Genomic DNA, 11,661 nt, shown 5'->3' with positions numbered 1-11,661 from the left:
ATGAGCGAGGAGCGGCACCTTCGACTCTCCCTGGGCCTGGTCGCGCTGTTCTTGGCGACCGGGCTGTGGCTCGAGGCGATGTTCGGTCTGCGCGCCGAGGGCTGGATCGACGATCCATTGCGGCGGGAATTTTTGCGCCTCGGCCACGCGCACGGCGGCCTCCTCGGCCTCGTCAACCTCGCCCTCGCGTGGGCACTGGGGCGTCTGCGCACACCGCCCGAGTGGGCGGGCAAGATCCGCGTGGCGGCTTGGGGGGGCGCGCTCGCGGTCGGCCTGGGCTTCATGCTCGGCGGGCTCGTCCACGGCCCGACCGATCCGGGGTGGCCGGTGCTGATCGTACCTGCGGGGGCGATGGCTCTGCTCGCGGCCCTGGCCGCGACGGCGCTCGTGCGTCCCGATGACGTCGCGCTCTCGGCGGGGGAGTCCGAGTCAGGGGACCCGCCGGACCCGGCCTCCTCGGCGCAATCGGAGACCTAGTCATCGCGGGGCAGGGGACTACACTGCGCCCCATGTCGTCCGTGATCGAGACGCGAAACCCCGCCACTGGCGAGGCCCTCCCCCCCGTGGACGCGACCCCCGTGGACGCCATCGCCGGCGTCGTCGCGGCCGCCGCGAAGGCCCAGCGCGAGTGGGCCGAGCGCCCCTTCGAGGCGCGGGCCGAGGTCGCCGAGCGCTTCGTCGCCAAGGTCCGCGAGCCCGCCATCGCCGAGGCCCTGGCCAGCGCCATCACCACGGAGATGGGCAAGCCCCTGCGCTACGCCCGGTCCGAGGTCGCCAACATCCAGAGCCGGACCCTGGCCTTCATCGATCGCGCGCGGACGGCCTGCGCCGACGAGGTCGGGACCGAGGGCGGGATCGAGGTGACCACGCAGTGGCGCCCGCTCGGCATCGTGGCCGTGATCGCGCCGTGGAATTTCCCGGTCAGCACCCCCAACAACCTGGTCATGTCGGCCTTGCTCACGGGCAACGCCGCGGTCCTCAAGCCCTCGGAGTACACCCCGCGCTGCGGCGCCCTGTACCACGAGGCGCTGGCCGGGCTCGTCCCCGAGGGCCTGTTCGGCCTGGTCCAGGGGGGCGGCGAGGTCGGCCGCGGCCTGGTCGAGGCCGACCTCGACATGGTCGCGTTCACGGGCTCCATCGCCACCGGCCAGGCGATCATGCGCAGCGCCGCGGGGGGCATGAAGCGCCTCGTCCTCGAGCTCGGCGGCAAGGACCCGATGATCGTGTTGCCCGGGGCCGACGTCGAGGCGGCGGCGGCCTTCGCCGTGCGCAACTCGTTGATCAACAGCGGGCAGGTGTGCGTGTCGACGGAGCGCGTGTTCGTCCACGTCGACCTCGAGGCCGAGTTCGTCGCTCGGGTCCAGGCTGAGGTGGCGAAGTTGCGCGTCGGTGATCCGAGGGCCGAGGACACCGACTTGGGTCCGATGGCCAACGCGGCCCAGCGTCAGCTCGTGCTCGATCAGCTCGAGGACGCGCGCGCCCGCGGGGCCGAGGTGCTGGTCGCGGGCGAGAGCCACGGCCCGGGCTACTGGCTGGCCCCCTCGGTGGTCCGCGGGGTCGCCGACGACATGCGCATCGCCACCGAGGAGACCTTCGGCCCGGTCGTCTCGCTCTCGCGCTTCGCCGACGCCGACGAGGTCGTGCGCCGAGCGAACGCTACGGACTACGGCTTGGGCGCCTCGGTGTGGGGCCCCGAAGTCGACAGCAAGGCCGTCGCCGACCGTCTCGAGGCCGGCATGATCGGCATCAACCGGGGCCTGAGCGCGGCCGCGGGCGCGCCCTGGGTCGGCTGGAAGCTGTCGGGCTTCGGCTACAGCCGCAGCGCCGCGGGGATGCGCAACTTCATGCAGCCCCGGACACACGCCCGCACCGTCGGCTGAGTCGTGGACGTGGGGCAGGGAGGGCGTGGCGTCGTCCACGACGGCTAAAATAGACAGGGACTGTGAAAACTTCACAGTCCCTGAGTGGTCTGGCGCCGAGGTGCGAGTCAGCACCTTCCCCCGGGGCACGGTGGGGCGGACTCGCTCCGATGGTGATCGCACACGGCGAGCGCCCGAACTCACGCTGTCACCGAGGCCCCCGGGGCGCGGGTGTAGGGCGGGACATGAGGTATCGTTGCCGGGATGCGAACCCTCGCAAACGTCCTCGAAGGTGCTGTCTCTCGGGCGGCGAGCGAGGTCCTGCTCGAGTCGGGACAGCCCGTGGTCTACACGACCTCGCGGGGGAGTGAGGCGGAGAGCACGGTGCTGCCGGGCTCCGACCTCTTCGACATGATCGCGGCGGCGGTCGACGACGGTCAGCAGATCGAGCTGGCGGTCGGCAACCCCGTGGAGTTCGAGATCGACGCGGGCGCCAAGTGGTCGGTGCTCGCCGAGCCGGGCATGGAGGGCATTCGGGTTCGGGCCGAGCGCGAGGCCCCGGAGGGCGGCGCGGCCTTCTCCCTCGACGTGCCGGGCTTCGACGACGGCGAGAGCCCCCCAAAGCGAGGCGGCTCGGCGGCGGCCCCAGGCATCGACTTCCAGCCCTTCGACGCCAGCCTCGCCGATCGCCCGCCCGAAGCGGCGGCGCCCTTCGAGAGCGGGACCTGGGCCCTCGAGGACGACGACGACTTCGAGGTCGGGCACACCGGTGAGCACCAGGCCGTGTCGGCGTCGGTCTCGGGCGGTCTCGGCCTCGGCATGGCCTCCGAGAGCGACCTGGGCGTGCCCGACGACGACGACGACGCCCCCTTCGCCCCCCTCGACAACAACGTCCCGAGCGTGGGTGAGGACCTCGACCTGGGCCTGTCCAACGCTACCGACGGTGACTTTGGCCTGGGCGCAGCGGACCCCTTCATGCCGCCTCCTCCCCAGGCTCCGCCGGTGCCGACCGTGGGGGGGCAGGGCGGCACGGACGGCTCGGCGGGCTCTGCATCATCGGCGCCGGTGTTCTCGGCGCCTCCTCGCAAGGGCGGCACCACGCCGCCGGTCAAGGCCACCGCGCCGACGCAGCGGGCCATGGATACCCAGGCCATCCCTGACCGGGTCACCCGTCGGGACACGCCCGTGGCGGGCTCGCGCGGGAGCGCGGGTCCGACGGCGGTGACCCACCGCGAGCTGCCGGCGATGAGCCGGGACACGGAGACGCGGCGCGAGCTCCCGGTCCGTGACACCAGCGCGGCCGAGGGCTTGACGGGGCTCGCGGCCAACATCACCGAGGGCGCCCTCGTCTACATCTCCGAGTCGGGCTTCGGCGAGCTTCTCGCCGAGGCCTTTCACGTCCCCAACCTCGTCGTCGACGACCGCGTCAGCCTGCGCGACGCCTGGGCCCGGCTGCGGACCATGCCCGTGGGCAGCATCGTGGTGCTGACCCAAGAAGACCCGAGCGAGACCCTGGACTGGCTGCTGCGCCGCCTCGAGGAGGGCTATCGAGTGTTCCTCGAGACCCGCGCCCGAACTCCAGACGGGGCCCGGCGGATCCTCCTGGGCGTGGGCGCGACCGATCGCGCCGAGCGCTGGCTCGAGTCGCAAAACGAGCTGGTCATCGAGCCGAGCCAAAGCGGACCCAAGCTGCGCCGGGCGTGAGCATCGAGTGGGGCGAAGCGCCCCGCTCGCTGAGGGCTGAGTCGTGGACGTGGGGCAGACGGCTAAAGCCGAGGCCTGGCGAAGGGTCCAGGGCTCCGAGTCGCGCGGGTCTGCCCGGCAATTCGGCGGCGCGCGAGTCCCGTACAACTGGTATGAAATAGCGCGCGCGTCGTCTGTGTACGTCGCGTCACGGAGGTCACGATGCTCATCAAGGTCTACTTGTTCGCCATGGTCCTTGGCGCCGTTTTGCTCGGCGTCTCCTTCCTGCTTGGGGGCGATGACGCCGACGCCGATGGCGACGCGGATCTCGACGCGGACGCCGACGCGGACCTCGACCTCGATGGCGACGGAGATGTCGACGGAGGCGACGGTGGCCACGGAGACATCGGCGGCCTGTTCGGTGTCCTCGGCAGCACCCGCTTTTGGACCTTCTTCGCCACCTTCTTTGGCCTGACCGGTCTGGTCCTCGACGGCTTCGACCTCGCGGCGACGACCGTCGCCCTGGTCCTCGCCATCGCCGTCGGCACGCTGTGTGGCTGGACCGCCGTCACCCTCATCCGCCGGCTCTCGGCCAACGACACCGGCGTCGCGGCCTCGTCCTCGGACTACGTCGGCAAGACCGGCGAGATGCTGCTGGGCGCCAAGCCTGGGCGCCTGGGCAAGATCCGCATCGAGCTCAAGGGCACGACCGTCGACGTGCTCGCGGTCTGCGAAGACGGCGAGGTGGCCCGCGGCGCGGTCGGCATGATCGTCGAGATGCGCGACCACCAGGCCGTCGTCGTCAAGTACGAGGCCGGCGTGCAGGTGCACGCCAGCGCCTGACCCAACCTCCCCAGAGGCTGTGACTCCACAGCCTCTGTTTGCTTTTCCAGTGTTCGCTTTAGGTCCGGGGGCTCGCTTCCCTCGACGCTCACGCCCTCGGACTCATCCCTCACCACCGACTCTCGAACGGAGACCAACATGGACCACACAGCCCTCATCCTCGGGGCGGGCGCCCCACCCCTCGTACCGCCCTTGCTCGCGGAGATCACCGTCACCGCGGTCGTCGGCGTCGCCGCGGGCTTGGCCCTCTCGCTGCTCGCTGCCTTGATGCTGATCCGCAACTTCTTGCACATCTGCCAGCCCAACGAGGTCCTGATCTTCACGGGTGGCAAGCGGGTCGGGGCCGACGGCTCGGACCTGGGGCCGATGATCATCACGCCCCACGGAACCCGTGGAGGTGACGAGGGGGGCGGCCGCGGTCGCAAGTGGCGGATCCCGATCATCGAGCGCGTCGACTCGATGGACATGCGCAACCTGTCCATCGACATCGTGGTCGAGAACGCCTACTCGGCGGGCAACATCCCGTTGCGCATCCACGCCATCGCCAACGTCAAGATCCACTCGGACCCCACGTTGATCCGCAACGCCATCGAGCGCTTCCTCGGTCGAGAGCGGCGCGAGATTTACGTCGTCGCCCAGCAGACCCTCGAGGGCGCGGTGCGTGAGGTCGTCGCCGACATGACGCCCGAGCAGGTCAACGAGGACCGGCTGACCTTCGCCGAGAAGTTGATCGAGAGCGCGGTCAAGGACTTCAACAAGCTCGGCCTCGAGCTGGACACCCTCAAGATCCAAAACGTCGCCGACTCGACCAACTACCTCGACTCCCTCGGCCGCCCGCAGATCGCCCGCGTCCTGCGTGACGCCGAGAACGCCGAGAACCAGGCCATGCAGGAGATCACCCAGGCCCAGGCCGGCGCCAAGCGTCGCTCGGAGGTCGCCAAGGCCCAGGCCGAGACGGCCATCCTGCAAAAGCGCAACGAGCTGGCCAAGGTCCGCGCCGAGCTGTCCGGTGAGGCGGAGTCCGTCGAGCGCGAGGCCGTCGCGGCGGCGAACACCGCCCGCGCCCAGGCCGAGCAGGAGCTGCAGAAGATCCGCTCGGTGCTCGAGAACAAGCGCCTGCAAGCTGACGTGATCATTCCTTCGGAGGCCCGTCGCGCTGCCGAGGCCATCCGGGCCAAGGGCGCCGCGGCGCCGACGGCCGAGAACGGCCGGGCCCTCGTCGAGGTGCTCGAGGCGACCACAGCGGCCTGGAACGCCATGGGCGACAAGGCCCGGGAAATCTACGTCATCCAGCACCTCGACGAGATCATCTCGACGGTGCTCGACAACATGGACAACATCGACATCGCCGAGGTCAACGTCCTCGACCGCGGTGACGGCTCGGCCCTGGCCGCCTACGCGGCCGCCTACCCGCAGACCGTCGCGGCGGTGCTCAGCGCCCTCAAGGACACCGTGGGCGTCGACATCCCGGCGGTGCTCGCCGAGAGCGACGTACCCGGCGCGAGCATCCTCGGCGGCGGCGGCGGTGGTGGTGGCGGAGGCGGCGGAAGTCGTCGTCCGGCCCTCGGCTCGGGCGCGCCCCGGGTCACCAAGCCCGTCGGTGGTGGCGTCAAACCCCCCAGCCTGAGCGGAAAGGAGGTGTCGCTGTGAACGCGCTGCTCGCCGCCTTCATCGAGCCCGGCGCCATCGGTGCCATCGGCTTCATCCTCATCCTCGCCTTCTTCAGCATCGCCGCCGTCGTCAAGCGGGTGCTCTACGTGTGCCAGCCGAGCGAGGTGTTGGTCTTCTCCGGCCGCCCGCGCGGGACGGACAAGGGCAAGATCGGCTACCGCATCATCCGCGGCGGCCGGGCCATCCGCATCCCGCTGTTCGAGACCGTCGACCGCATGGACCTGACCAACATGATCATCGAGGTCCGGGTCCAAAACGCCTACTCCAAGGGCGGCATCCCGCTCTCGGTCCAGGGCGTCGCCAACATCAAGGTCCCGGGCTCCGAGCCCCTGCTCAACAACTGCCTCGAGCGCTTCCTGGGCAAGTCCCGCGAGGAGATCATGAAGATCGCCCGCGAGACCCTCGAGGGCAACCTCCGCGGCGTGCTCGCGGGCCTGACCCCCGAGCAGGTCAACAAGGACAAGGAGGAGTTCGCGGCCAAGCTCGCCGAGGAGGCCGAGCAGGACCTGAGCAAGCTCGGGCTGGTCATGGACACCCTGAAGATCCAAAACGTGTCCGACGACGTCGGCTACCTCGACGCCATCGGCCGCCAGATCAGCGCGCAGATCCGCCGCAACGCCCAGATCGCCGAGGCCGAGGCGCGGGCCGAGGCCGCCGAGCAAAAGTGGCGCAACACCATGGCCGGTGAGCTCGCCCAGATCGACGCGGAGATCGAGATTGCTCGCAAAGAGAACGATCGCCCGGGTCGCCGACGCGCGGACCCGCCGGGACGCGATGATCGCCGAGCAGCTCGCGTCGGTGCAGGCCAGCGTCGCCAGGCCAAGGCCGAGGTCGACACCCAGGAGGCGCGCATCGAGCAGGTCCGCCTGCAGCTCCAGGCCGACATCATCCAGCCCGCCGAGGCCGCCATGGCCGAGGCGCTCCAGGACGCCAAGGGCGAAGCCGCCTCGATCGTCGAGCAGGGCCGGGCCACGGCCAAGGTGCTCACCGACATCGCCGAGCGCTACAACACCTCGGGGACCGCGGGCCGCGACATCCTGCTGATGCAGAAGCTCGTCCCGCTCATGGCCAAGATGTCGGGCAGCATGGGCGAGCTCAAGGTCGACCGGCTCACCGTGCTCGGCAAGACCGAGGGCGGCAGCGCGGGCGGGGGCGACCTAGCGGCGACGCTGGTCAACTACGGCGAGCAGATCAAGGCCGCGACGGGCATCGACGTCCCGGCGATGCTCAAGTCGAAGCTCTGAGCTCGGGCTCGAGAGCCAACGAAGAGAGCGCCCCCCGGTGGGGCGCTCTCTTCGTTGGGGTGAGCTTCAGAGCATCAGCTCGAGGCGCCCTCGGCCAGGCGGACCTCGACGGGCACGCCCGAGAAGGCCGCGACGCCGCTGAGGACGTCGATGGCCTCGGGGTCGGTGAGCTCGTTGATGCTGACGCCGGCGTGGGCGGCCGCGACCTCGAGGGTCGAGTCGGCGTGGTCGTGGCCGAAGCCGTGGGGCAGGCTGACGACGCCGGGCATGATCGCGTCGCTGAGCTCGAGGGGGGCCGTCAGGCTGCCGACCCGCGAGTCCACGCGCACGGGGTCGCCGGGGCGCAGGGCCAGGGCCAGGGCGTCGTCGGGGTGCATCTGCAGGGTGCAGGCCGGCTTGCCCGCGACGAGCTTGGGCAAGTTGTGCATCCACGAGTTGTTGCTGCGCAGCAGCCGACGGCCGATGAGGGCGAAGCGCGGGCGCTCGGGGGTCGGCGCCCGGGAGCTCGGTCCGCCCTCGGGGTAGGTCCGCAGCAGGCGGCCCAGATCGCCGAGCAGGGCCTCGGGGGCGAGCTCGATGGTTCGCCGCCGCCCGACCCGGAGGCGCTCGGGGAGCGCCGGCTCGAGGGGGCCCAGGTCGATGCCGTGGGGGTTGCGGCGCAGCTCTTCGAGGTCGAGGGGCCCCTTGCCGAGTTGGCCGAGGCGGTCGAGGCCTGGCAGCTCGAGGCGTCCGAGCTGCGCGGCGGCGCGGCCCAGGCCCTCGAGGGGGCGGGGCAGGACGCGGCCGTGGGGCCCCGCGCGCAGACCCAGGTCGACGACGCCGTCGGGCCCGAGCCGAGTCAGCAGCTCGAGCACGCCGCGCTCGAGGGCGCGCTTTTTGTCCACGCCCAGACCCGACGTCTTCCGGTCGCGGCCGCGCAGGTTCGCCAGCCGCGTCCACAGCCCGAGCAGGATCTCCCAGTCGTGGCGCGCGTCCGCGTCGGGCTCGAACACCGGGGCGGACCACTTGACCGTGTTGCGCACGGCGAACAGGTGGAAGACCAGATCGAAGTGGCTGCGCTCGAGGGGCGAGGTCGGGGGCAGGATGAGGTCGGCCCGCGAGGTGGTCTCGTTGCGGTAGATGTCGATGGAGACCACGAAGTCGAGGGCGTCGATGGCCCGGCCGACGTCGCTGCCCCGGGGGCTGGACAGCACGGGGTTGCCCGCGAGGGTGATCAGCCCGCGGATCGGGGCGAGCGCGGGCCTGCCCTCGTCGGCGTCCTCGGCCGCGTCCTCGGCCGCCGCATGACCAGCGAACACGTCCTCGGCGAGGGTCGAGATGGGCAGCTCGCCGCCAAACTCGGGCAGCCCGCGGACCCGGCTGCGCCAGCGCCCGAAGCTCCCCGGGCCCAGGCCCACGCCCTTGGGCAGGCTGAGCGGGTCGAGGGCAGGGCGGGGCAGCATGGCGCCCCCGGGGCGGTCGAGGGCGCCGGTGAACACGTTGAGCAGCTGGATGGCCCAGTGGGTCAGGGCGCCGAACTCCTGGGTCGCGGCGCCCACCCGGCCGTAGACGACCCCGCGGCGATCGGCGAGCTCGCGGGCGAGGGCGCGGATGGTCTCGGCCTCGACCCCGGTGGCCTCGGCCGCGCGCTCGGGGGTGAAGGCCTCGACGGCGGCGCGGACCCGCTGCACGCCCTCGACGAGGTCCGCCAGCCGACCGAGGCGCTCGCGGCCCTCGTCGAGGATCACGCCGAGCATGGCCAGCAGCAGCAGGGCGTCGGTGCCCGGGCGGATGAACACGTGCTCGTCGGCGAGCTTGGCCGTCTCGCTGCGTCGGGGATCGACGACGACGACCTTGCCCCCGCGGCCTTGGAGCTCGCGCAGCCGTCGACGCATGTCCGGCGCGCTCATGATGCTGCCGTTGGACACCAGCGGGTTGGCGCCGACGATGACCAGGTGCTCGGCGCGGTCGAGGTCGGGGATGGGCAGGAGCAGCTGGTGCCCGTACATCCACATCGAGACCAGCATCTGCGGGAGCTGATCGATGGAGGTCGCCGAGTAGCGGTGCCGGGTCCCGAGCGCGCGCAGGAAGGGCGCGCCGACGATCGCCGCGCCGTGGTTGTGGACCGTGGGGTTGCCCAGGTAGACCGCGAGCGCGTCCTTGCCGTGCTCGCGTTGAACGCGGTGCAGCCCTTCGGCGGCGCGATCGAGGGCCTCGTCCCAGCCGATCTCGCGCCAGCCCGCGCTGGTGCGCAGCTGGGGTTTGCGCAGGCGATCGGGATCGTCGTGCAGCGCGGCGAGGGCCGGACCTTTGGGGCACAGGTGCCCGCGGCTGAAGGGGTCTTCGCGATCGCCGCGGATGTTGACGATCCGCGAGCCCTCGACCTCGATGGCGAGGCCGCACATCGCCTCGCACAGATGACAGGTGCGCAGGTGAGTCTGCCGCGTGCTCATCGCGGCGAGTATAGGGTCACTCGCCGGTGTCTTCGCTGCCCGCCTTGGGGTCGGGCTTGCGGGCGCGGTGCTTGAGCGGCGGATCGGCGCTGGGGTCACCGCCCTCGGCGAGGATCTGCTGGTAGAGCTCCTCGCGGTACACGGCCAGACCCTCGGGGGCAGAGATGCCCAGGCGGACCTGCCGACCACGAATCTCTCGGACGACGATCTCGATGTCCTCGCCGATGCGGATCTTCTGGCCGGCCTTTCTCGTCAGTGTCAGCATGCAGCCCTCCTTGGCGTGTGCGCTGGTCGCAGGCTTCGCGCGTCCGCCTGCGGGACAACCACCATCGCACGCTGGTGGTCCCACGCAATCGCGTGGAGTCGCTTTTTTCGTCGCTCAGGCAAAAAATTGCCGCCCAAATGCGCGCCACTACTGTCCGAAAGGACGATCGACCGGCGAGGTGTGGGGCGATCGTCTCACTCGGGCAACTCACTCGGGCGGCGTGAACTCGTCGCAGGTCGTGTCGATGATGTCGACGGCGTCCTGGAAGAACTCGTCGTAGTCGTCGGCACAGATCGAGCCGAAGAAGCCTTGGTCGCCCCAGGAGTCGATGAACTGGCGCAGCCGCGGCGAGGTCTCGGCCCCGCTGTTGTCACCAAAGGTCCCGCAGATCGGGTTGGGCTGATCACCGTCGCCGAACAGGCCGAGCACGACGATGGAGCTCGCGTCGCCGCCCTTGGCCGCGATCAGGGCCGCGCGCCAGCCGTCGACGGTGCCCGCCGAGCCGTCGTCGGCGTCGTCGTCTTCGTCGGTGATGAAGGTGACGACCAAGATGGCGTCGTCGCGCAGGAAGCCCTGGTTGCACTCGTTGACCGGGCCGTTCGAGGACAGCGCGGCGACCATGGCCTCCATGGGCTTCTCGGGGCTCTGCGAGGACCCGGTGCCGACTCGGGCGGCGCACTGGAAGGTCGCTGGGAGGTTCGGCTCGGCGTCGGTCATGAAGCGCAGGCCGTTGGCGAAGTTGCAGTCGACGTTGCTGGCCTGCGCGCCCTTGGGGTGGGTGACGCCGGCACCGAGGACGTCCTCGCACTCCTCGGGCTGGGTGACGCCGCACTCGTAGCCTTCGCACAGGCCGGGGACGGGGATGGGGAAGCCGCACAGGATCTCGCAGTCGCCGTGGACCCACGCGTCGGTGTCGATGACCATGACGTGGTAGTCCTGCGCCTCGTCGAGGGTCGCGCTGATCGAGTTGATGAAGGAGGGGAAGGAGCCCGCGAGGTTGTCCTGCTCCTCGAACATGGACCCGGAGTTGTCGATCACGAACAGGAAGTCGACCTTCTGACACCCGTTGCCCAGGCTGCCGTCGTCGGCGGAGGCCTGGCCCTCGTCCTCGCCGAGGGTGTCGAGCTTGGTCATCCCGTCGTCGGCGTCGTCGTCGTCGTCGTCCTCTTCGGTCGCGCCGTCGTCCGCCTCGTCCTCGCCGACCTCGTTCCCGACCGTCATGCCGGTCTGGTTGCTCGAGTCGTAGATGTTGCTCCCGCCGTCGTCACCACACCCGAAGGCCGGGAGCAGGAGCAAGAGCGGGATGGCAGTCAGGGAGCGGCAGAGCGTGGACGTGTTCATGCAAGTCGATGGGGCGCCAGGCTTTCGGGTCGGGGCCTGGGAAAATAAGTGTGATCGTTCGTGCCAGCCTATCATGAAGTGATTCAGGGAGGCGATCCCACACCGCTGGAGGGGAGTGCGCAGATCCGAGGCGCGGGGATTGCGTATTGGAGCCACAAAATCATGATTGTCTGCGGAGGAGTGCCCCAGCGTCCCAAGACAGGTCGAGTTGGGAGAGGTCGCTGATGGCGCATGAACGCCGTAGAGAGCGCCTGGCGCCGTGAATTCGAGTGATCTGTACCAAAGTACAAAAGCGCGAGGAGGCTGGCACGCAATCTGCTTTG

Annotated in this window: 9 protein-coding genes; 6 read left to right on the top strand and 3 right to left on the bottom strand. The window is 70.5% G+C overall.

Annotated features, from left to right (window positions below):
• From PPSIR1_RS06215 to PPSIR1_RS06190, 6 genes are all read left to right on the top strand, one after another.
• Entirely contained in the window at positions 1 to 477 is a 477-nt protein-coding gene (locus tag PPSIR1_RS06215; RefSeq protein ID WP_006970149.1) for a hypothetical protein, read from the top strand.
• A gap of 32 nt (positions 478 to 509) precedes the next feature.
• Entirely contained in the window at positions 510 to 1,880 is a 1,371-nt protein-coding gene (locus PPSIR1_RS06210; RefSeq protein ID WP_006970148.1) for an aldehyde dehydrogenase family protein, read from the top strand.
• A 243-nt stretch (positions 1,881 to 2,123) separates the two neighbouring features.
• Entirely contained in the window at positions 2,124 to 3,563 is a 1,440-nt protein-coding gene (locus tag PPSIR1_RS06205) for a hypothetical protein (RefSeq protein ID WP_006970147.1), read from the top strand.
• Between the two features lie 201 nt (positions 3,564 to 3,764).
• On the top strand, positions 3,765 to 4,385 hold the full coding sequence (locus PPSIR1_RS41950; RefSeq protein ID WP_006970146.1) for a hypothetical protein: 621 nt from the start codon (positions 3,765 to 3,767) through the stop codon (positions 4,383 to 4,385).
• A gap of 138 nt (positions 4,386 to 4,523) precedes the next feature.
• Positions 4,524 to 6,035, top strand: a complete 1,512-nt coding sequence (locus tag PPSIR1_RS06195; protein ID WP_006970145.1) for a flotillin family protein — start codon at positions 4,524 to 4,526, stop codon at positions 6,033 to 6,035.
• Complete coding sequence (locus tag PPSIR1_RS06190; RefSeq protein ID WP_006970144.1) at positions 6,032 to 7,300, top strand: flotillin family protein; 1,269 nt, start codon at positions 6,032 to 6,034, stop codon at positions 7,298 to 7,300. Before PPSIR1_RS06195 ends, PPSIR1_RS06190 begins: the two co-directional genes overlap by 4 nt.
• A 74-nt stretch (positions 7,301 to 7,374) precedes the next feature.
• Here the strand turns inward: PPSIR1_RS06190 and PPSIR1_RS06185 are convergent, their stop codons facing one another.
• From PPSIR1_RS06185 to PPSIR1_RS06175, 3 genes are all read right to left on the bottom strand, one after another.
• Positions 7,375 to 9,732, bottom strand: a complete 2,358-nt coding sequence (locus PPSIR1_RS06185) for a molybdopterin-dependent oxidoreductase (RefSeq protein WP_006970143.1) — start codon at positions 9,730 to 9,732, stop codon at positions 7,375 to 7,377.
• A 16-nt stretch (positions 9,733 to 9,748) separates the two neighbouring features.
• Entirely contained in the window at positions 9,749 to 9,997 is a 249-nt protein-coding gene (locus tag PPSIR1_RS06180; RefSeq protein WP_006970142.1) for a carbon storage regulator, read from the bottom strand.
• Between the two features lie 207 nt (positions 9,998 to 10,204).
• Entirely contained in the window at positions 10,205 to 11,338 is a 1,134-nt protein-coding gene (locus tag PPSIR1_RS06175; protein WP_006970141.1) for a hypothetical protein, read from the bottom strand.
• Positions 11,339 to 11,661: the final 323 nt, after the last annotated feature.

Source organism: Plesiocystis pacifica SIR-1, assembly GCF_000170895.1.
Classification (GTDB): Bacteria; Myxococcota_A; Polyangia; order Nannocystales; family Nannocystaceae; genus Plesiocystis; species Plesiocystis pacifica.
Note: the sequence above shows the minus strand (reverse complement) of the source record. Positions and strands in the feature narration are given on the sequence as shown.

What these genes read in the sequence shown, in the direction of transcription:
- PPSIR1_RS06185 (WP_006970143.1), bottom strand. Translation starts at nt 9,732, where the DNA reads ATGAGCACGCGGCAGACTCACCTGCGCACCTGTCATCTGTGCGAGGCG.
- PPSIR1_RS06195 (WP_006970145.1), top strand. Translation starts at nt 4,524, where the DNA reads ATGGACCACACAGCCCTCATCCTCGGGGCGGGCGCCCCACCCCTCGTA.
- PPSIR1_RS41950 (WP_006970146.1), top strand. Translation starts at nt 3,765, where the DNA reads ATGCTCATCAAGGTCTACTTGTTCGCCATGGTCCTTGGCGCCGTTTTG.
- PPSIR1_RS06210 (WP_006970148.1), top strand. Translation starts at nt 510, where the DNA reads ATGTCGTCCGTGATCGAGACGCGAAACCCCGCCACTGGCGAGGCCCTC.
- PPSIR1_RS06215 (WP_006970149.1), top strand. Translation starts at nt 1, where the DNA reads ATGAGCGAGGAGCGGCACCTTCGACTCTCCCTGGGCCTGGTCGCGCTG.
- PPSIR1_RS06205 (WP_006970147.1), top strand. Translation starts at nt 2,124, where the DNA reads ATGCGAACCCTCGCAAACGTCCTCGAAGGTGCTGTCTCTCGGGCGGCG.
- PPSIR1_RS06175 (WP_006970141.1), bottom strand. Translation starts at nt 11,338, where the DNA reads ATGAACACGTCCACGCTCTGCCGCTCCCTGACTGCCATCCCGCTCTTG.
- PPSIR1_RS06180 (WP_006970142.1), bottom strand. Translation starts at nt 9,997, where the DNA reads ATGCTGACACTGACGAGAAAGGCCGGCCAGAAGATCCGCATCGGCGAG.